Consider the following 21,632-nt stretch of genomic DNA (forward strand, 5'->3'; position numbering starts at 1 on the left):
GTTTTCTTAGGGAAATAAAGCAGAATGAACCAACAACTTACCGTCACCAAGCGTGATGGCCGTAAAGAAAGTATCGATCTGGATAAAATCCACCGCGTTATCACTTGGGCTGCAGAAGGTCTAGATAATGTTTCGGTTTCTCAAGTAGAACTTCGCGCTCACATCCAGTTTTACGACGGCATCACAACGACAGATATTCACGAGACAATCATCAAGTCTGCGGCAGACCTGATCTCTGAAGAGACTCCGGATTACCAATACCTAGCTGCTCGCCTAGCGGTATTCCATCTGCGTAAAAAAGCGTATGGCCAATACGAGCCACCAACGCTTTATGATCACGTGTCTCGCCTCGTCGATATGGGTAAGTACGATCAACATATTCTAGAAGACTACACAAAAGCAGAACTCGACGAACTTGATGCGTACATCGACCATAAACGCGACCTAAACTTCTCATACGCGGCAGTTAAGCAGCTAGAGGGCAAGTACTTCGTACAAAACCGTGTAACGGGCCAAATTTACGAAAGTGCTCAGTTCTTATATATCCTTGTAGCAGCGTGCCTATTTGCGAAATATCCAAAAGCAACGCGTCTTGATTACATCAAGCGTTTCTACGATGCGACATCGACATTTAAGATTTCTCTACCTACGCCAATTATGTCTGGCGTGCGCACCCCTACTCGCCAGTTCAGCTCATGTGTTCTGATCGAGTGTGGCGACAGTCTTGATTCTATCAACGCAACAGCAAGCTCGATTGTTCGTTACGTATCTCAGCGCGCTGGTATTGGTATCAACGCTGGTCGTATCCGTGCATTAGGTTCAGAGATTCGCGGTGGTGAAGCGTTCCACACTGGCTGTATCCCGTTCTACAAATACTTCCAAACCGCAGTAAAATGTTGTTCGCAAGGTGGTGTTCGTGGTGGCGCAGCGACTGTATTCTACCCAATGTGGCACGGCGAAGCTCGCTCTCTAATGGTGCTTAAAAACAACCGTGGTGTTGAAGAGAACCGTGTTCGTCACATGGACTACGGTGTTCAATTAAACAAACTGATGTACCAACGTTTAGTTGAGGGTGGTAACATCACATTATTCTCACCTTCAGACGTACCGGGTCTATACGACGCATTCTTCGAAAACCAAGAAGAGTTTGAGCGTCTATACGTGAAGTACGAGAACGATCCTTCAATCAAGAAAGAAACGGTTAAAGCGATTGAAATGTTCACTCTGCTAATGCAAGAGCGTGCATCAACAGGTCGTATCTACATTCAGAACGTGGACCACTGTAATACTCACAGCCCATTCGATTCTGAAGTAGCGCCAGTTCGTCAATCGAACCTATGTCTAGAAATCGCACTACCAACGAAGCCATTAACTAACGTTGAAGATGACTCGGGAGAGATCGCACTATGTACGCTTTCTGCCTTCAACCTTGGTGCTATCAAGTCTCTAGATGATTTCGAAGAGCTATCTGATCTTGTTGTTCGTGCGCTAGATGCACTACTTGATTACCAAGATTACCCTCTACCAGCGGCATACAAATCGACGATGAACCGTCGTACGCTAGGTGTTGGTGTGATCAACTTCGCTTATTACTTAGCGAAACATGGCGTGAAATACTCTGACGGTAGCGCAAATGGCCTGACTCACCGTACGTTCGAAGCAATGCAGTACTACCTACTAAAAGCATCGGTAGAACTGGCAAAAGAGCAAGGCAAGTGCCCTTCATTCGACGAAACGAACTACGCGAAAGGCTTACTGCCGATTGATACGTACAAGAAAGATATCGACCTAATTTGTGACGAAGCGCTGCACTACGACTGGGACAGCCTACGTAAAGAAATTATGGAGCACGGCCTACGTAACTCAACACTGACTGCGCTAATGCCTTCTGAGACCTCTTCTCAGATTTCAAACGCAACTAACGGTATTGAGCCACCACGTGGTTATGTTTCAGTAAAAGCTTCGAAAGACGGTATTCTGAAGCAAGTTGTACCTGAGTTCACTGAACTTAAAGACAACTATGAACTGCTTTGGAACATCGGTTCGAACGACGGTTACCTACATCTTGTGGGTATTATGCAGAAGTTTGTTGACCAAGCTATCTCTGCTAATACTAACTACGACCCGTCACGTTACGAGACTGGCAAGGTACCAATGAAGAAACTACTTCAAGACCTGCTAACAGCGTACAAGTTTGGTGTGAAAACGCTTTACTACCATAACACTCGTGATGGCGCAAAAGATGAACAGAAAGACGCTGTTCAACCACAAGATGACGATTGTGCTGGCGGCGGTTGTAAGATTTAATCTACCCGCACCTAACACTCCGTAAAGACAGACTATCGATAACCTCCCCTTATGGGGAGGTTTAAAAGGAATTGAGGCATTATGGCTTACAGTACTTTTAACCAAAAAAAGAATGACCAATTGAAGGAACCAATGTTCCTAGGTCAATCAGTAAACGTTGCACGCTACGACCAACAAAAGTTTGAGATTTTCGAAAAGCTTATCGAGAAACAACTTTCTTTCTTCTGGCGTCCAGAAGAAGTAGACGTATCTAGCGACCGTATCGATTACAACAAACTGCCAGATCACGAGAAGCACATCTTCATCTCTAACTTGAAGTACCAAACGCTTCTAGACTCTATCCAAGGTCGTAGCCCTAACGTGGCACTGCTGCCGCTTGTGTCTCTGCCGGAACTAGAGACTTGGATTGAGACTTGGTCTTTCTCTGAAACGATTCACTCTCGTTCTTACACGCACATTATTCGTAACATCGTGAACGACCCTGCTGTGGTATTTGATGATATCGTTGAGAACGAGCACATCCTGAAGCGTGCAAAAGACATCGCGCACTACTACGACGATTTGATTCAAGCGACGAATGATTACCATCGCTACGGTGAAGGTGAGCATGTCCTTAACGGTGAAACGGTTAAGGTTAGTCTGTACGATCTGAAGAAGAAACTGTACATCTGTCTGATGTCTGTGAACGCTCTAGAAGCGATTCGTTTTTACGTAAGTTTCGCATGTTCTTTCGCTTTCGCAGAACGCGAACTAATGGAAGGTAACGCGAAAATCATCAAACTGATTGCACGTGATGAAGCGCTTCACCTGAACGGTACGCAACACATGATCAACCTGCTACGTAACGGTCAGGATGATTTCACTTTCATGCAAATCGCAGAAGAAGCAAAACAAGACTGTTTTGACCTATTCAAAGAAGCGGCTGAGCAAGAAAAAGAGTGGGCAGAGTATCTATTCAAAGATGGCTCTATGATCGGTCTAAACAAAGACATCCTAAGCCAATATGTTGAATACATCACCAACATCCGTATGCAAGCAGTAGGTCTACCTGCAGCTTATCCAGAAGCAACAACCAACCCAATCCCATGGATTAACGCTTGGTTGTCTTCAGATAACGTTCAAGTTGCACCTCAAGAAGCGGAAATTTCTTCTTACCTTGTGGGTCAAATTGACAATGAAGTTCGCGCAGACGACTTCGAAGGATTCGAGCTGTAATGGCAACACTCAAAATCAACAAACTCATCAGTATTGAATCCAACCCTTCCAATACAATTTTGGAAACAATGGAGCAAGCTGGCTTATTACCAGAATACAACTGTCGTGATGGGCACTGTGGCGCTTGTCGCTGCAAGTTGGAATCTGGTGAAGTGGAGTATGTTGGTTTTGCCATGGCTTACACGCAAAGTGATGAGATATTACCTTGTATCTGTAAAGCAAAATCGGATTTGTCACTCAGTGGCGTTAACTACGCGATGAAAGAAAAGCAGCGCGCATAACGTGACTCGACGGTATAAAACGCAAAAGCCAAGGTGATTACCTTGGCTTTTTTGTATCTACGTGTTTTATCTCTCAGGCTGTTATAGGTCTCTGGTTATAAAGCACTACCTGGGAGATGCATCTCTTTAACTTTCTCTAAAAATGCATAATGTGCAAACATCGGTTTACGTTCTAGGTAACGACGCAACAAGTCTAGTGCTGCCGTGCTGACCACTTTAACTTGATCATTGCGCTGATACTTTTTCGAGAGTTTATATAACGCTCCCCACTCGCCTGACGGTGTCGATAAAGCGACGGAAAAAACACCCTCTTCAATATCGCCAGTGACGAGTGATAAATCCGTCCCACACTTCTCTCGCGTCGCTCCTGCCAGAGCAAACGTTTCTGCTAATGGGTCTCCGCTGTTGCTCATCGCTTGAGTCTGGCTTGGTAGTACCCAACCATGTCCAAGTTGCCTTTCAGCGTTTTCATCACTATTTAACCAATAAGTTAAGTATCCACCACTGCTTTTTTCGGAAACCGACACGGTTAACTCTTTATCCACCAACAGCTGGCCGACATTTTCAACCATAGGTAAATCAATACTAACGGTATTGCTTTCAAGATGCTTATTGATCATCTGTACCAACTTCAAACGCTGTTCAAACTGGTCAGAAGGGCCAAAGAGTTTCACTTCAATAAAAGGTAAGTAAGAGCGATAACCAAGCTCATACCCTTGAGGAAGTTTTAGCTGATCAAGCTTGTCCGAGATACCGGATTCGGAAAGGCCAAACGTATAGATTCGACTACAACATGAACCTTGCACCTCTGGAAAAGCTCTTCTCAGATCAGGCAAAATTTGCGTCTCTGCCATAAGCTTAAGTTCACTTGGCACACCCGGCGTAAAATAAAAAATGGCATCATTAATCAGCATCTTGAAACCACAGGCCGTGCCTATTGGGTTATCCAGAATCTCAGCCGTTTCTGGTAGCATGGCTTGTTTTAAATTACTGTCTGGCATTGGGATGCCACGTCGAGCATACAAACTTTCTAGATGCTGCAACCACTCTTTGAAAAGCACGAGTTTACACTCAGCAGCTCTCGCGGCGGCGGCCGCACTCATATCATCGGTCGTTGGCCCTAAACCACCATTCACGATCACCACGTCATTGTTGAAGCTCAACATTAAAAACTCTTCAACCAAGCTCGACAGGCTATCACCAACCGTTGAACGCTTTGTTAAGCCAAATCCATGTTGATAAAACAGGCTAGACAACCATGCCGCATTCGTATCAACAATATCACCGTGGAGCACTTCCTCACCGGTACTAAGCATTGCTATTTTCACAACTGACTCCTGAACATAAGCACAATCCTATTATTCGTTATAGTGCTTATTTTTCTTTTTATTTGGACGAATCTCGACGAGATATATTGGGACTAAATAAGGATCAAGTATTTAAATGGTTGATGTTTTGAGGGATAATTGCGAGCCCGATCATCACACCATCAACTCGGAGACCTTTGTGTCAAAATCATCCATGTTCAAGAAAACTCTAACTGGCCTTTGCTTGACTTCGTCAGCGCTTGCGCACGCAAGTCAGTACGATATGACCAGTCATTCGGAGTTTTCTTACACACCTGATTGCTTGTCAGGTTACTGCGAAACGACGACTCTGTACACCTTCGAGTCTCAAAATCGCGGTCTTATGTTTGAACAGAATAATGATGATTCATTAAATCTTGATGCAGGGCTTCAGCCTAAACATCTCATTATCCCTCAAGATAAAGACTGGGATTACCTCATGGGTCAAACCTACACCATTCTTGGCCTGAGTATCGCAACCGTTGGTATGATGACTTTCCTTCCAGAAAGTATCACTAAATGGGACGAAGAAGACCGAGACATGAGTAAGCTGGGTCAAAAATGGAAAGATAATGTCTCTGACGGGCCTGTTTGGGATCGTGATGAACATGTCCTCAACTATATCATGCACCCTTATTTTGGCGGCGTTTACTACACAGCCGCACGCCACGCTGGCTATAACGAGTTTCAGTCATTCTTGTACTCCGCAACCATGTCAACGTTCTTTTGGGAGTACGGAGTAGAGGCATTTGCAGAAGTGCCATCTTGGCAGGATATTTTTATCACACCATTCTTTGGTGCTGTGGTTGGCGAAATGATGCTCACTGCTGAGCAAGATATTGTAGCAAACGGCGGCGAAGTCATGGGCTCTGAAACCGTCGGTGATGTATCACTCTTCTTCCTAAACCCTGTTGGGCATATCCATTATTGGGTAACCGATGCATGGGGCGGTAGTGCAGAACTACAATTTAATTCATCACCTTGGTTTGGTAATCAAGACGTCGCAAAATTCGCGATGGACGCAGGCGCCAACTACGATAGCCAATTTTACGGTGTCGAACTAAAAGTAACATTTTAGCCTTGACTTGAGTTGATAATCAGTAGAAAAGCAGCCTTATGATGGCTGCTTTTTTGTGCCCTAAACATCGTTTTAATTATTTGCTTCACGAATTAGTGTCAAAAATTGACTTTCATCAAACATAACCCTCTCCTAGCACCTACACTAAATAAAAGGATTTATTCCAATAACTTAAGTAGCACGTTAATTCGTACTGCGTCCAAACCTTATTCCAGGAGGGGACATTATGAACACCGTATTTATTGTTAATTTTGTCGGACAAGCGTCACCCGCAACCATCAAAGAACTCGCAGCAATCACTCATGAAAATGGCGGTAAATGGCTGATAAGCAAAGTAAACTTTATCGAAGATCAAGTTGCAGGTGTCATCAAAGTAGAGCTTCCAAGAGAAAATGCCGACATCGTTAAAGAGGCGTTCTCTTCATGTCAAACTCTTGTGGTTAGGTTCGTTGACTCGGATCCTCACTCGCATCGTGAAGACACTATCTTTCAGCTTCGCTTAGATGCCAACGATAGAGCAGGTATTGTGAATGAAATTACTCACGTTCTCGATAATCAAGGCATTTCAATTCTAGATATGGATTGCCAACGCGTATTCATTGCAGGCGGCGGTGGGGTAAGCTCCAGCTTATTCAGCGCAAAAATGGCGATTAAATTGCCTAGCGAGCTAGAGATAGAGGACGTGGCTAATGAGTTAGAATCTCTGAGTGAAGACACTCGTGTAATCGTAGAAAGCTAACTGCACACCTTTAACGCTTCCCCAATAAAAAAGAGCAGCAATTCAGCTGCTCTTTGTCGTTCTAATACTCAATACGTTTTATTTCACTGACCACTGAGATAGTGAACGTTTGAAATCAGAGTAGTCAAACTCATTCAGTTTTTGAATGTCACCATTCGAGCGTTCACAGTAAACCGAAGGCATACGTAGACCGTTGAACCAGTTCAGTTTCACCATGGTGTAACCTGCACTATCTAGAATGTGCAGACGCTGTCCGATCTCGAGAGGCTGTTCGAAGTTCGCCACGCAAAACTGGTCACCAGCTAAACAAGAGCACGATCCAATCACGTATTCATGTTCACCGTTTTCAGATGCTTCAAGAATGGACGCTGGTTCGTTGTAGATAAGTGTATCCAAACGGTGAGCTTCTGTTGCTGAATCGACAATCGCCGTCTTCTTCACGTTCTCCACAATATCAACCACTGTTACAACAAGATCGGTTGTCTTAGTGATGATCGCTTCACCCGGCTCTAGATACATTTGTACGCCGTGTTTCTCTGAGAATGCTTTAAGCGCTAAACCCAATTTCTCGATGTCGTACCCCGGCCATGTGAAGAACACGCCGCCACCCATGCTTACCCAGTCCAGCTTATCTAGGTACTCGCCAAACTGCTCTGAAATAGCATCGAGTAAGCCGATAAACGCATCCACGTCTTTGTTCTCACAGTTCATGTGGAACATCACGCCATCAATACCATCAAAAATTTCCGGTTTGATGTGATCAGCCTGAACACCAAGACGAGAGAATTGACGAGCTGGGTTTGCTAAGTCTTGCCCTGCGTAGCTCACACCTGGGTTTAGTCGCAAGCCAATCGATGCTTTACCTTCGACAATATGACGATAAGCCGCTAGCTGTGACTGAGAGTTAAAGATCATCTTGTCACAGATGTCCGCCACGTCGCGAACGTCATCTTCGCTGTAACCCACACTGTATGCGTGTGTCTCACCACCGAACGTTTCGTAGCCAAGCTTCACTTCAAACGGGCCAGAGCTGGTTGTTCCGTCTAGGTAAGGCTTGATGATGTCGAATACACCCCATGTTGAGAAGCACTTCAGTGCTAATACAAGCTTCACACCAGAGATGTCTTTTAGCTGTTTTGCTTTCTCTAGGTTCTCAATCAGCTTGTCTTCATTAATCATGAAGTATGGCGTTTTTAGTTCGTTTTGTTGCATTTTGATACCTTACGTCCCTTCGCCTTAGCAAAGGCACTATAAAATCGAACAAAGCCGACGCAAGTGCATCGGCTTAAACGTACAAATAAGAGTCGCTAAATTCTTACTTCAATTTATGGATAACAGGTTGTCCTGGATCCAGTTCTTGAACATGCCAATCTAGACCAATCGATGGCATGGTTTCTAGGAATGGGTCTGGATCTAGCTGCTCCATGTTGAACACGCCTTTGTCTGCCCACTTACCACGGAAGAACTGCAAAGCCGCAGTGATCGCAGGTACGCCAGTGGTGTATGAGATAGCTTGGTGTTCAACATCTTCGTATGCGACTTCGTGATCAGCGTTGTTGTAAATAAATACACTGCGCTCTTTGCCATCTTTCTTACCTTGAACCCAAGTACCGATACACGTTAGGCCAGTGTAACCAGGAGCTAGTGATGTTGGATCTGGCAGCAACGCTTTAAGCACGTGCAAAGGTTGAACAACCGTGCCGTCGTGCAGTGTTAGTGGATCTGGGCTGAGTAGACCGATGTCACGCATTACATTGAAGTAATTTAGGTAACGATCACCAAAGCCCATCCAGAATTCGATACGTTTCGCCGGGATGAACTCTTGCATAGATCGAACTTCGTCGTGCGCCATTGAGTACACTTTATGTGAACCACAGTTCGGGAATTCAAACTCAAGCATACGTGAGTGACAAGGTACTTGTTTCCACTCGCCGTTTTCCCAGTAGAAGGAATCACCTTGAATCTCAAGCATGTTCGTTTCTGGGTCAAAGTTAGTTGCGAACTTCTTACCGTGGTCACCTGCGTTTACATCCATTACGTCGATAGTATCGATTTCATCGAACAGATGTTTCACCGCGTATGCAGCAAACACCGATACTACGCCCGGATCGAAACCGGCACCAAGAATACCTGTGATACCCGCCTCTTCAAACTTCTCACGGTAGCCCCACTGCCAATCGTAAGCTTGAGGTACTTGTTGGCCTTCAGAGCACAAATCAACCGCAACAGATGTATCAAGGTATGACACTTTAGCTTGGTAACATGCTTCCATAATAGACATGTTCACCCAAGGAGGACCCGCGTTGATCACTAAGTCAGGCTGCACTTCTTTAATTAAAGCAACTAAAGAATCTACGTCGTCCGCGTTTACCGCACGAGCTTCTAGTTTCTTAGTTGAATCTTTCAGATTGTTTTTCTTCTGAATCGATTCGATGATTTTCTCACACTTACCTACGGTACGTGATGCGATTGTGATATCACCCAGAACGTCGTTGTTTTGTGCTGCTTTATGTGCAACTACCCAGCCAACGCCGCCTGCACCAATCTGTAGAATTGCCATAGTTTTCCGTTACCTTTGTTAAACTAGCTCTGCCGCTAGCGTATTGATTTTTGAGAGCAAAGATTCAAAGTCCGCCGTCGTCAGACACGGGTTCAAAATCGTAAATTTCAATGCAGTTTTACCGTCGACAATGGTTTCACCCAATATCGCGATACCGCGTGTTAACGCTTCTAAGCGCAACGTTTTATTCAGTTCATCAAGATCCGCTGATTCATGTGTCGCGCGGAACAGAACCGTAGATAGCGATGGTTCAACCAACAACTCAAAGTGTTTGTTATCTCGAATCATGTCCGCAACTTCAAGCGTCTGATCAAGCAAATGATCGTACATATCGCCTAGGACTTTTGGCCCCACGCTTTGCATCGTCATAAACACTTTTAGCGCATCAAAACGCTTAGTTGTAGCAATAGACTTATCCACCAAGTTCGGTAGTTCGTCGTGCTCGCGGTTCAAGTAGTCTGCATGATGAAGCAGGAATTTAAAGTTAGACTTGTCATTCACCAACAGCGCGCCACAACTGATGGTTTGGTAAAACAACTTGTGGAAGTCTACGCTGATGGAGTGTGCACGCTCACAACCTTTCAGACGGGCTTTTTGGCTACTTAGAATCAGAGCTCCACCGTATGCACCGTCGACGTGCATCCACATGTCATGTTTCGCTGCCATATCGGCGATAAAGTCTAGGTCATCAATAGCACCGTGATCCGTTGTGCCCGCTGTGCCGACAATTGCAAATGGGATCAAACCTTCTTCTTTTGCCTGATTTAGAACTTCGTCTAACTTAGTGACATCCATCGTTCCATCGGCATTAGCATCGACGGTCATAACCGCTTTTTCACCCAATCCCATCCAAGACGCTGATTTTTGAACCGTGAAGTGGGATTTTTTCGAACACACTATACGCAGCTTCTCTGCGTATTCAGGAAGCCCAAGCTTTTGAATTGAGTGCGCACTGAGTTTGTCAGCAATCCAATCACGCGCAAGCATCAAACCCATTTGATTACTTTGCGTGCCGCCGCTCGTGAAGATACCGTCCGCTTTTTCACCTAACTCGTATTTATCGCATAGCCAGTTCACAACTTTCTGTTCAACATAAGTCGCTGATGAAGCTTGATCCCATGAGTCCATTGATTGGTTCAAAGCCGCAATCATTGCCTCTGCGGCAATAGCAGGCATCAACGGTGGAGTATGAAGGTGAGCGATACAATCTGGATGTTGCGTAAAAATCGCGTTTTTCGCGACCAACTCGGCTGCATCATCAATAACCGTTTTGAGAGGCGCATTTTTATTGTCAAGATCAACAGCATGGATCGCTGCTTCCAATGCTTTTGGATCCATACCTGAGTATGGTGCAGCAACCTGTTCAAACACTGATTTCATTGCTGTCGTAGTGTGATTCATCACCGAAGCAAACTCATTGCTGCCCAACTCTCCAGTGTGGATGAAATGCTTCTTCCATTCATCTTGTGGCTGAGTGTCGATGTGACTACCGCCGGCTGCTAAAATCGCGTCTTCAAATACACGTAAAGCAAAGTCGATTTGCTCAAACGAGATGATAAGAGGAGGAAGGAAGCGAATTACTGCACCTTCACGTCCGCCTTTCTCAACGATCAAGCCACGCTCAAGTGCTGCGCGTTGAATGGAAAGAGTGAGTTCACTATCCGCTTGAGGTTCGCCAAATTTATTGAGCTCGCCGTTTGGATTTTTAATCTCCACACCAAGCATCAAACCTTTGCCACGTACTTCTGCGATACAATTCACGCGCTTTTGAATGCTTTCAAGACCATAGCGCAAATACTGGCCCGCAATATTGGCATGCTCAACCAGATTGTCACGCTGGATGATTTCTAATGCTTTCGCACCAGAGACCATGGCTAACTGATTGCCACGAAACGTACCTGTGTGTTCGCCCGGCTTCCAAGTATCATGCTGCTTGTTGATAACCAATAACGACATTGGTAAGCCACCGCCAATAGCTTTTGATAAACACAGGATATCTGGAACAATGCCCGACTCTTCAAATGCGAAATTGTAGCCAGTTTTACCAACACCACACTGGATCTCATCGAAGATCAGTAAGATACCGTGTTCATCACAAATACGACGTAACTCTCGCAGCCAGAATGCTGGCGCAGGAACAACACCACCCTCACCTTGCACTGGCTCAACGATGATCGCAGCAGGCTTCATAATGCCCGATTCATCATCGTTTAAAAGACGATCGATATAGCGAATGCTTGCTTTCGCACCTTCATCACCGCCAAGTCCAAATGGACAACGCAAATTGTATGGGAAAGGCATAAAGTGCACGTCTGACATTAAACCAGTTCGACGCGCTTTCGTACCTAGGTTGCCCATCATGCCCATTGTGCCGTTAGTCATACCATGATATGCGCCACGAAAAGCAAACATGGTGTTACGACCAGTAGTCTGCTTTGCGAGTTTGATCGCGGCTTCAACTGCATCGGCTCCAGACGGACCACAAAATTGGATAACGCTGTTCTCACTTAACTCTTGAGGAAGAAAGGATTTAACAGATTGAATAAACGTCGTTTTTGCTGATGTTGCAATATCTAGCGTCTGATATGGCAGACCCGAATCTAATTGCTCTTTCAGAGCTTGGTTTATTTCAGGATGGTTATACCCCAAAGCTAGAGTGCCCGCCCCCGCAAGGCAGTCTAAAAAGATCTGTCCACGTGTATCTTCAACCAAGCAACCAAAAGCTTGTTTGATTGCGATTGGCAAGCGACGTGGATAAGAACGCACTTCAGATTCATGCTCAGCCTGATCAATCAATACTTGATCTGGCGTTAAGTCATACGTTCCCTCAACGATAGGAACCTGAGACGAAAAAATGTTTGCGATATTGCTATCGACTTCAAAGGCAGTGCTCATACTACATAATCCCTTGAATTATAATAATTCTATATCCTGTATTAATAATCATTGGAATGAAGTTACAGGAGGTGTGTATACCCCTCCGCATTTGTCAGTGCAAAATGACAAATACAGATCATCTGCCACGATATTCGTGACTTTATATGTAAAAGGGATTAATCAAGGTTCCGTAATGCACCCGTTTTGTAAAACAGGACATTTCGGCAGTATGAAGCTGATTAGTGTGTGTTTATTCAAAGGTTTCAATGTTGGGTTTCCCATTAATATGCCGCTTTTACAGCATTAGTATCCCGTCTATCGACAAAAGGCTTTGCCGATACCTACCCTACGCAGTGTCACAATCAGCTTGAATGGTCACTACGCGTATCCCCCAGAGATCAAACGTTGTTAATTACGCTCCGAGATTGCGCGCGAATTTATCACAAAATAAAATCTTCTGGCAACGATTTTTCATATTAGTAACAGTGACGCAAATCACAACAAAGTTCCCCCTAGTGATATTTGTACATTCATACTCATCTACAACGCTTTTCTTCTTTTCTCAAATACCTGTTATTTAAACAAATATCCTTACAATATCAGCACCATGAACCAAAACGGTTTATGAACATACCACTCTTTAATCGTAGAACATTATTTTCAGTATCCAAGGTATTTAACAGAGCTAGTATTTACGTTACTGCTCAGCCTAAAGCGATGAGTCTTTATTCACAGAACTTTGATTGACTAAACTTAAGCTAGCTGGATGGGTATGGCCATGAAGTGACGTTGCTATGGCTAAAATTAACAAGAAGTTAAGTTAGTAAGCTGAAGGAGCTCAGTGCTTAACGAAATCCATCACAGAGAAGAAATTTAAGATTTGAAGAAATACAAAAAAGGCCCAACATTTTCATGCTGGGCCTTAAATCTGGAGCGACACACGAGGTTCGAACTCGTGACCTCAACCTTGGCAAGGTTGCGCTCTACCAACTGAGCTAGTGTCGCATTTAATATGAGATGGTGCCCCGGGCCGGACTTGAACCGGCACAACGCGAACGTCGAGGGATTTTAAATCCCTTGTGTCTACCAATTCCACCACCAGGGCACACAAATATTCTTTGTGATGCCTTTACAGAAAAGTAAAACACCATCTGATACCGCTAACGCCATATCAATAAAATTTGGAGCGACACACGAGGTTCGAACTCGTGACCTCAACCTTGGCAAGGTTGCGCTCTACCAACTGAGCTAGTGTCGCATTTATTCTCGAAAGCTATTCACTCTCAAAAGAATAATGGAGGCGCCTCCCGGAGTCGAACCGAGGTCCACGGATTTGCAATCCGCTGCATAGCCACTCTGCCAAGGCGCCTCATTTGTGAATAAAGCTAAGCTTTTTCACCACCCTTTAGAGCTATGCTCTCTTGGGTACGGGATGCATTCTACGGATTCGAGCGATCGAGTCAATACTATTTTTATTTTTTTAAATCGTTTGACTAGAATTTGTGCGAAAGACGGTAGATTGCTTAGTTTTAATACTAAAAATCGCTTAAATACACTTGTTTATCATAAAACTTTGGCTACGCCTTACACTGCTGGCCGTGCGTTACGTGTATTGAAGCGTTAACAATCAGGAGACTCGCTTCTCTGAGACTCTCCAAGGGCAAAAACAAGACTTAGATCACATATGGAATTCTATCGAAACAGGAACTCAGATAGAAATTTCAAGCATGGCCGTTAGCAAGCATTAAAAAACGTGAGAAGCAAAGAAATGCTGTAGATTATCTTAGATACAAAAAGCAGGCTATTAAGCCTGCTTTCTAATATCAGAATTTAATGATGCTCTTCATTCAACAGATCATCTTTCGCAGCAGCTAAATATTGAATCATTGACCAGTACGTCAAGAAAGTTGCCACATACAAGGCCGCAAAGCCTAACCAAACCATCCATTCATCGTAACGCCATATCAACACCCATAAGGCGAACATTTGCGAAACAGTTTTTACTTTGCCAACCCAAGATACCGCAACACTGGCTCGCTTACCGATTTCAGCCATCCATTCTCGCAATGCTGAGATAATGATTTCTCGCGCGATCATCGTTACCGCAGGAATGGTCACCCAAATTGAATGGTAATGTTCCGTGATTAAAATCAATGCCGTTGCCACTAGCACTTTATCAGCGACAGGATCAATAAACGCGCCAAAACGAGAAGTTTGGCCAAGTTTACGGGCCAACATACCGTCAAGCCAGTCAGTAAAACCCGCTACCCAAAACACCATTGCTGCTGCAAACGGTGCCCATGAATAAGGTAGATAAAAGACAACCACAAAAACAGGGATTAGGAACAGTCTAAGAAGAGACAGAATGTTCGGGATATTCAAACGCATTTTATTATTCTCTTACACATTGCGGCTTAATGTTGCGCGATTTTCCTTATTGTTTCAATGCTTGGAAAATAATTTCTGCTAAAGAGTGACTTATTCCCGGTACTTTGGCGATTTCTTCGACACTTGCACGTTTAAGTTCTTGTAACCCACCCATGTACTTGAGTAACGCCTGACGTCGTTTAGGGCCGATTCCCTCAATCCCTTCGAGAGCACTCGTACGTCTGGTTTTACCTCGCTTAGCGCGGTGCCCCGCTATAGCATGGTTATGGCTTTCATCACGAATATGTTGAATAAGGTGCAGCGCTGGAGCATCGCTTGGTAAATGAAACTCGTCTCCATCGACTGTAATCAGCGTTTCTAAGCCTGGTTTGCGAGTAACGCCTTTTGCAATACCAATCATGATGGGACGCTTTGGCCAATCTCCCCAATATTGCGAAATAATATCATGCGCACGATTTAACTGGCCTTTACCACCATCGATAAAGATGATGTCGGGAATTTTCTCTACGTCCAATTGCTTCGAATAACGGCGCTCCAACGCTTGTCCCATTGCAGCGTAATCGTCACCACCAGTAATCCCAGTGATGTTATAGCGACGATACTCCTGCTTAACGGGGCCTTCATTGTTGAACACCACACACGATGCAATCGTACTTTCCCCCATGGTATGGGAGATATCAAAACACTCCATTCGAGCAATAGACTCCAACTTCAATGTTTCGCGAAGCGCATGAAAACGCTGATTAATCGTCATCTTGTGATTGATTTTGGTGGTAATCGCCGTTAGTGCATTCGTGTTCGAAAGCTTGAGATACCTTGCTCGAGAGCCAGTTGGCGAGGTATGGAAATGAACCTTACGACCTGCCACTTCACTTAACGCTTTCTGTATTGGCGCAATATCTTCTGCCAACTCTTGATTCAAAATAATACGAGAAGGAATCGTGCGCGCTTCGTTATGGCTCAAATAGTATTGAGTCAGAAAACTATCGAACACTTCCTGCTGGCTTGTATTTTGTGGGATTTTCGGAAAATGGCTACGGCTACCAAGCACTTTACCTTGGCGTATCATCAGGATATGAATACACGCGATACCATTCTCCTGAGCAAACCCGAGTACATCCATATCATCCATGCTGTCTTCTGAGACGTACTGCTGCTCTTGAACACGTCTAATCGCTTGAATTTGATCGCGGAATTTAGCGGCATCTTCAAAGCGCAATTGCTGACTGGCAACTTCCATTTTCTCGATCAGTTGTTTGAGTACTTGCTGATCTTTGCCTTGCAAAAACATGCGCACAAAGCCAACCAACTCTGCGTATTCTTCATCAGAAATGATGGTATCAACGCATGGCCCTGCACAACGGCCAATTTGGTACATCAAACATGGACGCGTTCGGTTGGAATAGACAGTGTCTTCACACAGGCGCACAGGAAATATCTTTTGCAGCAAATGCAATGTTTCTCTTACTGCACCAGAATCTGGGTAGGGGCCAAAATATTCACCTTTGCGCTTCTTGGCGCCACGGTGGATAGAAAGCCGTGGGTGCTTATGACCGCTAATAAAGATATAAGGGTAAGACTTATCATCTCGCAGCAAAACATTGTATTTCGGTAAATACTGCTTGATGTAGTTATGCTCTAAGATGAGCGCTTCTGTCTCAGTGTGAGTCACTGTGACGTCTATTTTGGCGATATTACTGACAAGCGCGCGAGTTTTCTCACTGTCTACTTTTTTTCGAAAGTAGCTTGAAAGGCGCTTTTTTAGGTCTTTGGCTTTACCTACGTAGATTACAACAGCTTCGGCGTTGTACATTCTGTAAACGCCGGGCTGATGAGTTACTGTCTTGAGAAAGGAAGCCGAATCGAAGGGAGGATTCACGCTAAAGGGTCTCGGTGTCCAGCATTCCGTGGCGGATCGCTAAGTGAGTTAACTCAACGTCACCATTAATGTCCAATTTACTAAAGAGTCGGTAGCGATAGCTGTTGACTGTCTTTGGACTTAAATTAAGTTGCTCAGAAATATCCGTTACCTTTTGGCCTTTGGTGATCATAAGCATGATCTGCAATTCACGTTCGGATAAGTCTTTAAAAGGGTTCTCAGAGGCTGGAGAAAATTGACTCAATGCCATCTGCTGCGCAATCTCTGGTGAGATGTAACGCTGCCCACTATTAACTACACGAATCGCATTCACCATTTCATCAGGGCCAGCACCTTTGGTTAAATAACCAGACGCACCTGCCTGCATCACCTTGGTTGGAAACGGGTTTTCTGTATGAACGGTAAGTACGATGATTTTCACATCAGGATTCACGCGAAGAATTTTTTTAGTGGCTTCCAAGCCACCAATTCCTGGCATGTTCATGTCCATTAAAACGACGTCAGCATGATTACTGCGACACCATTTTACTGCATCTTCACCGCTGTCAGCTTCTCCTGCTACGTTCATTCCACGGACGTCTTCAATAATACGTCGTATCCCTGTGCGAACCAGCTCGTGATCATCTACAAGGAAAACATTTATCAAACTTGTATCTCCACACTTTGTATTGGTTCTGCACCCACATAACCATTATTTGTTAAATGTGGATATCAGTATGACTGCCTATATACTAACGTAATCGACAAAAAATTGCTTTCTATGAATATGTGCTGAAACGCAAACTTTAGCAAGAACTTATTCATAAACCACTCTATTATTTTAGAGCGTGATGAGCAGAACCGAAATCTAAGAAAAGACAATTAACAACATTAAGTACAATAAATCAAGTAACTAGGTTTCATATTGCCCAGAGAAACACGCTATAACTTAAAATGACACTGTCCCTCTTGCACCAGAGGCTGACTTGTAATCACTAATTCCAGCAAAAATTTGATCCGTTTTCTTTACTGGTTATTTTTACAGTTCTTAATGTTAAACTAACGTTCTTCAAGTTTTCTAAGGTTTCTCACATTTGAATATCCAACAAGGCTTTCTGCTTACTCGACAGGCACGAGACATCAAAGGTCAAACTCAAATCGAGCTGTGGCTTTCGACAGAAGCAGGTCCTACTCAGTTACTTATTAATGGTGAGAAGCCAGTATTTTTCATCGCTCAGAAACACTCAGAGCAAGCAAAAACACTCGCGCGAGAAAAAAACATACCCGTCGACATCCGCCTTTTGGATCTCAAAACGTTTGAACATACGCCTCTTTCTGCATGCTATACCAACGTAACCAGAGACGCTCTCACACTTAAAGACACGTTCGCTCAAAATGATATCACCACTTACGAAAGTGATATTCGCCTCGCCGATCGCTACCTCATGGAGCGTTTTATTAAAGGCAGTATTGAGTTTACAGGCAATGTGACTCGTACCAATGGCTACCAACGCGTCCAGAACGCAAAATGCCGTACGGGGCAATATGAGCCGAAGTTAAACGTTGTCTCGTTAGATCTAGAATGCTCTGAGAAAGGCATTCTTTACTCCATCGGATTAGACAGCGTCATAGATTCCCGCGTTATCATGATCGGAGAACCAGAACCTTCGGTTACACCGATACAATGGGTCCAGGATGAAAAGGCGCTTCTAGAAGCACTCATCGATTGGTTTAAAAAATTCGACCCCGATGTCATTGTCGGTTGGAATGTCATTGATTTTGACTTTCGTCTGCTACACAAACGAGCAGAATGGCACAACATGAAGCTAATGCTTGGCAGAGCAGACCAAGCCAGCTTTTTTAGAAGTTCATCTCAAAGCCAACAAGGGTTTATCTCCATTCCCGGGCGAGTTGTGATGGATGGTATCGATACGCTAAAAACGGCTACTTACCACTTTCGATCTTGGTCATTAGAGTCTGTATCTCAAGAACTCTTGGGGGAAGGTAAAGAAATCCACAACGTTCATGACCGTATGGATGAGATCAATCGTATGTACCGCTCCGACAAACCATCGCTGGCTAAATATAACTTACAAGACTGCGTGTTAGTGAATAAGATTTTCAATCACACTCACCTGCTCGACTTTGCAATAGAGCGCTCTCGTCTCACTGGTGTAGAACTGGATCGTGTCGGCGGTTCGGTTGCAGCATTCACAAACCTATACATGCCTCAGATACACCGAGCAGGCTACGTTGCCCCAAACCTACACCCTGAAAATTGGATTGCGAGCCCCGGCGGTTACGTGATGGACTCCATCCCTAACCTATATGATTCTGTTTTAGTATTGGATTTTAAGAGTCTATATCCATCGATTATTCGCTCTTTCTTGATTGATCCTATGGGTTTAGTTGAGGGGTTATTGCTCGATATTGGAAAAGAAGAAAATCAGGCTGTACCTGGCTTTCGCGGTGGGCAGTTCCATCGTACGAAACACTTTTTACCAGAAATGATTGAAAAGCTTTGGGCAGCACGTGATGTTGCAAAGAAGAACAATGAAAAAGCTTTTTCTCAGGCAATCAAAATCATCATGAACTCCTTTTATGGCGTACTGGGCTCATCGGGATGTCGTTTCTTTGATACTCGGTTAGCTTCTAGTATTACCATGCGCGGACATGAAATCATGAAGCAAACTAAGGTGCTGATTGAGGAGCAAGGATATCAAGTGATTTACGGCGATACGGATTCCACATTCGTGTCGTTGAATCGACCATACAGTCAAGTAGAAGCTGACGCTGTTGGAAATCAATTAGTTGATTACATCAACTCTTGGTGGCAAGAACACCTGCGTTCTGAGTACAACCTAACATCTATGTTGGAAATCGAGTATGAAACCCATTATCGCAGATTCCTTATGCCAACGATTCGTGGCGCAGAAACTGGCTCGAAAAAGCGCTATGCGGGTTTAATCGGTGAAGGAAAGCAAGAACGGATTGTATTTAAAGGGTTAGAAAGTGCCCGTACTGACTGGACCTCGTTAGCACAGAAATTTCAAAATACGCTCTATAGAATGATTTTCCATGGTGAAGACCCAAGCGACTATGTCCGAGAAATGGTTGAGAAAACCAATAACGGTGAATTTGATGAACAATTAGTGTATCAAAAGCGACTGCGCAGAAAGCTGCATGAGTATCAGAAGAACGTCCCGCCACAAGTACGTGCAGCTCGTTTAGCGGATGAGATAAATGCCAAGCTTGGACGCCCATTACAGTATCAAAACAAAGGACGAATTGAATACATTATAACCGTGAACGGTCCTGAACCTTATGAGTACCTCAATAGCCCGATTGATTATCAACATTACATTGATAAACAACTCAAACCCGTTGCAGATGCGATTCTCCCTTTCATTGGGACGGATTTTGACAGGCTTTCAGCACCACAAATGGGGTTGTTTTAACCGATACGAAACTCTGTTTTCTGGTACTGTTTGACTAACCAATCACCAAACGCATCAATTAGCCCGATAACAGAACGCTTGGGAATACCCCGGCCAGAAAGTAAAATTTCTAGCCGCTCGATCTCAAGCTGCTTTTCAGGATGATAAGTTAAGAATACCTTGCCACATTGTATAGGGTCATCAAACCAACGTTTATCTCGATACATCACCAAAGAGTATGACGCTCTTAGTAACTTTTTAGCAATCACGCGCTGGGCGGCCACCTGCTCTTCTATCGTCTTCGCTTGTACGATTTTTTTGCGATACACCGTAATCCAATCTTCCACATCCATATTCCAGTGCTTAGCAATTTCCCAACTTGGGACGTAATCACCAAAACAGTCTGCTAGATCATCACCATAAACACAGACACAGCAATGCTTAAGCATAAAGCCCCAAGTGAAAATACTATCTAAATTAGCTACTTCGCTCACTAAGGCTGTACGGACCGATACACCATTAACTTGAGGGTAACTCTGCTGCGCACGCCACTTAATTGTGTTGAGCAAAGTCGCGCGATTGTGCTCAAAGGATGATTGAGTAACGACAACCAGGTCTAAGTTCGACCTCCCAGCGACCGCTGTTTTGCGAGCGACGCTACCATACACATAAACGCTGTGTAAGTTTTGCCCCAGTCCACCTTTGAGACAAGCGGTGACTTCTCTAATTAAAGGCGCAAACTCTGGTTGAAATGGTTGTTTAGGATCGATAACAGGCAGAGACATGACTTAAAACGTGATCTCAGATGGTTCAAGAAGTTGAGCTATATGTTCTCTTAGCCGACTCACTGAATCAAGTCCATTCAGGTGTTTAGTCATGGGAGTAACAACAAATTTCTGCAATGAATTTTAATGCTAGGCGGCTAACTTAGCGCTATAATCACCGAGTTTTGCTTAATAAGTATGAATAGGAATATACAATGCCAAAGGCAAGTGAAATCAAAAAAGGCTTCGCAATCGAGTCTAATGGTAAAACTCTTCTAGTTAAAGACATCGAAGTAACGACTCCTGGCGGTCGTGGCGGCGCTAAAATCTACAAAATGCGTTGTACAGATCTAAACACGGGCGCACGTGTAGATGAGCGTTACAAGTCTGATGACGTTGTTGAAACGGTAGAAATGAACAAACGTGCAGTTGTGTACTCATACGCTGACGGCGATGAGCACATCTTCATGGATAACGAAGACTACTCACAATACACATTCAAGCACAATGAAGTTGAAGACGACATGCTGTTCATCAACGAAGATACACAAGGTATCCACATTATCCTTGTTAACGGTGCTGCTGTGGGTATTGAACTACCATCTTCTGTTGAGCTAGTGATTGAAGAAACTGACCCGTCAATCAAAGGTGCTTCTGCATCTGCTCGTACTAAACCAGCACGCTTCGCTTCAGGTCTTGTCATCCAGGTTCCTGAGTACATTGCAACTGGTGACCGTGTTATCATTAACACAGCTGAACGTAAATACATGAGCCGAGCATAA

Annotated in this window: 15 protein-coding genes and 4 tRNA genes; 7 read left to right on the top strand and 12 right to left on the bottom strand. The window is 44.2% G+C overall.

Annotation, left to right across the window (positions count from 1 at the left end):
- Positions 1-24: 24 nt before the first annotated feature.
- The 3 genes from nrdA (at position 25) to yfaE (ending at position 3,803) form a co-directional block, all read left to right on the top strand.
- On the top strand, positions 25-2,307 hold the full coding sequence (nrdA, locus tag L3V30_RS00300; protein ID WP_005394788.1) for a class 1a ribonucleoside-diphosphate reductase subunit alpha: 2,283 nt from the start codon (positions 25-27) through the stop codon (positions 2,305-2,307).
- A gap of 81 nt (positions 2,308-2,388) precedes the next feature.
- Positions 2,389-3,522, top strand: a complete 1,134-nt coding sequence (nrdB, locus tag L3V30_RS00305; RefSeq protein ID WP_005376818.1) for a class Ia ribonucleoside-diphosphate reductase subunit beta — start codon at positions 2,389-2,391, stop codon at positions 3,520-3,522.
- Positions 3,522-3,803, top strand: a complete 282-nt coding sequence (gene yfaE, locus L3V30_RS00310; RefSeq protein ID WP_005376817.1) for a class I ribonucleotide reductase maintenance protein YfaE — start codon at positions 3,522-3,524, stop codon at positions 3,801-3,803. The genes nrdB and yfaE overlap by 1 nt, the downstream gene beginning before the upstream one ends.
- A 95-nt stretch (positions 3,804-3,898) precedes the next feature.
- On the opposite strand, the gene L3V30_RS00315 is transcribed toward yfaE, so the two are convergent.
- Positions 3,899-5,131, bottom strand: coding sequence for a CinA family nicotinamide mononucleotide deamidase-related protein (locus L3V30_RS00315; protein ID WP_237308039.1), 1,233 nt, complete (start codon positions 5,129-5,131; stop codon positions 3,899-3,901).
- Positions 5,132-5,324: 193 nt separating this feature from the next.
- On the opposite strand from L3V30_RS00315, the gene L3V30_RS00320 reads away from it, so the two are divergent.
- Positions 5,325-6,227, top strand: a complete 903-nt coding sequence (locus tag L3V30_RS00320; RefSeq protein WP_237308040.1) for a DUF3943 domain-containing protein — start codon at positions 5,325-5,327, stop codon at positions 6,225-6,227.
- A gap of 226 nt (positions 6,228-6,453) precedes the next feature.
- The gene (locus tag L3V30_RS00325) at positions 6,454-6,966 is read left to right on the top strand and encodes an ACT domain-containing protein (protein ID WP_005394795.1); all 513 of its coding nucleotides are present in this window, start codon (positions 6,454-6,456) and stop codon (positions 6,964-6,966) included.
- Positions 6,967-7,044: 78 nt separating this feature from the next.
- On the opposite strand, the gene nspC is transcribed toward L3V30_RS00325, so the two are convergent.
- The 10 genes from nspC to uvrY form a co-directional block, all read right to left on the bottom strand.
- Complete coding sequence (gene nspC / locus L3V30_RS00330) at positions 7,045-8,178, bottom strand: carboxynorspermidine decarboxylase (RefSeq protein WP_005394797.1); 1,134 nt, start codon at positions 8,176-8,178, stop codon at positions 7,045-7,047.
- Positions 8,179-8,281: 103 nt separating this feature from the next.
- Positions 8,282-9,526 (bottom strand): carboxynorspermidine synthase, encoded by a 1,245-nt coding sequence (locus L3V30_RS00335; RefSeq protein ID WP_170891606.1) that lies wholly within the window; start codon positions 9,524-9,526, stop codon positions 8,282-8,284.
- Positions 9,527-9,544: 18 nt separating this feature from the next.
- On the bottom strand, positions 9,545-12,421 hold the full coding sequence (locus tag L3V30_RS00340; protein ID WP_237308041.1) for a pyridoxal phosphate-dependent class III aminotransferase: 2,877 nt from the start codon (positions 12,419-12,421) through the stop codon (positions 9,545-9,547).
- 911 nt (positions 12,422-13,332) lie between these two features.
- Positions 13,333-13,408, bottom strand: a tRNA-Gly gene (locus L3V30_RS00345).
- A 13-nt stretch (positions 13,409-13,421) separates the two neighbouring features.
- Positions 13,422-13,508: transfer RNA gene (locus tag L3V30_RS00350), tRNA-Leu, on the bottom strand.
- Between the two features lie 77 nt (positions 13,509-13,585).
- A tRNA-Gly gene (locus L3V30_RS00355) sits at positions 13,586-13,661 on the bottom strand.
- 37 nt (positions 13,662-13,698) lie between these two features.
- A tRNA-Cys gene (locus L3V30_RS00360) sits at positions 13,699-13,772 on the bottom strand.
- A 461-nt stretch (positions 13,773-14,233) separates the two neighbouring features.
- A complete protein-coding gene (gene pgsA, locus L3V30_RS00365; protein ID WP_005394805.1) occupies positions 14,234-14,791 on the bottom strand; it encodes a CDP-diacylglycerol--glycerol-3-phosphate 3-phosphatidyltransferase in 558 nt (185 codons plus the stop codon).
- 46 nt (positions 14,792-14,837) lie between these two features.
- Complete coding sequence (gene uvrC, locus L3V30_RS00370) at positions 14,838-16,670, bottom strand: excinuclease ABC subunit UvrC (RefSeq protein ID WP_237308042.1); 1,833 nt, start codon at positions 16,668-16,670, stop codon at positions 14,838-14,840.
- A gap of 1 nt (position 16,671) precedes the next feature.
- Positions 16,672-17,316, bottom strand: coding sequence for a UvrY/SirA/GacA family response regulator transcription factor (uvrY, locus tag L3V30_RS00375; RefSeq protein WP_005386783.1), 645 nt, complete (start codon positions 17,314-17,316; stop codon positions 16,672-16,674).
- Between the two features lie 427 nt (positions 17,317-17,743).
- On the opposite strand from uvrY, the gene L3V30_RS00380 reads away from it, so the two are divergent.
- On the top strand, positions 17,744-20,107 hold the full coding sequence (locus L3V30_RS00380; RefSeq protein WP_237308043.1) for a DNA polymerase II: 2,364 nt from the start codon (positions 17,744-17,746) through the stop codon (positions 20,105-20,107).
- Here L3V30_RS00380 and L3V30_RS00385 read toward each other — a convergent pair.
- Complete coding sequence (locus tag L3V30_RS00385) at positions 20,104-20,871, bottom strand: hypothetical protein (protein ID WP_012841624.1); 768 nt, start codon at positions 20,869-20,871, stop codon at positions 20,104-20,106. The genes L3V30_RS00380 and L3V30_RS00385 overlap by 4 nt on opposite strands.
- Before the next feature lie 194 nt (positions 20,872-21,065).
- On the opposite strand from L3V30_RS00385, the gene yeiP reads away from it, so the two are divergent.
- The gene (yeiP, locus tag L3V30_RS00390) at positions 21,066-21,632 is read left to right on the top strand and encodes an elongation factor P-like protein YeiP (RefSeq protein ID WP_005376801.1); all 567 of its coding nucleotides are present in this window, start codon (positions 21,066-21,068) and stop codon (positions 21,630-21,632) included.

The sequence above is a fragment of the Vibrio sp. A1-1 genome, assembly GCF_021728175.1.
GTDB classification, from domain to species: domain Bacteria; phylum Pseudomonadota; class Gammaproteobacteria; order Enterobacterales; family Vibrionaceae; genus Vibrio; species Vibrio diabolicus.

Coding starts and splice junctions, on each gene's coding strand:
- nrdA (WP_005394788.1), top strand. CDS start 25: ATGAACCAACAACTTACCGTCACCAAGCGTGATGGCCGTAAAGAAAGT.
- nrdB (WP_005376818.1), top strand. CDS start 2,389: ATGGCTTACAGTACTTTTAACCAAAAAAAGAATGACCAATTGAAGGAA.
- yfaE (WP_005376817.1), top strand. CDS start 3,522: ATGGCAACACTCAAAATCAACAAACTCATCAGTATTGAATCCAACCCT.
- L3V30_RS00320 (WP_237308040.1), top strand. CDS start 5,325: ATGTTCAAGAAAACTCTAACTGGCCTTTGCTTGACTTCGTCAGCGCTT.
- L3V30_RS00325 (WP_005394795.1), top strand. CDS start 6,454: ATGAACACCGTATTTATTGTTAATTTTGTCGGACAAGCGTCACCCGCA.
- nspC (WP_005394797.1), bottom strand. CDS start 8,178: ATGCAACAAAACGAACTAAAAACGCCATACTTCATGATTAATGAAGAC.
- L3V30_RS00335 (WP_170891606.1), bottom strand. CDS start 9,526: ATGGCAATTCTACAGATTGGTGCAGGCGGCGTTGGCTGGGTAGTTGCA.
- L3V30_RS00340 (WP_237308041.1), bottom strand. CDS start 12,421: ATGAGCACTGCCTTTGAAGTCGATAGCAATATCGCAAACATTTTTTCG.
- pgsA (WP_005394805.1), bottom strand. CDS start 14,791: ATGCGTTTGAATATCCCGAACATTCTGTCTCTTCTTAGACTGTTCCTA.
- L3V30_RS00385 (WP_012841624.1), bottom strand. CDS start 20,871: ATGTCTCTGCCTGTTATCGATCCTAAACAACCATTTCAACCAGAGTTT.
- yeiP (WP_005376801.1), top strand. CDS start 21,066: ATGCCAAAGGCAAGTGAAATCAAAAAAGGCTTCGCAATCGAGTCTAAT.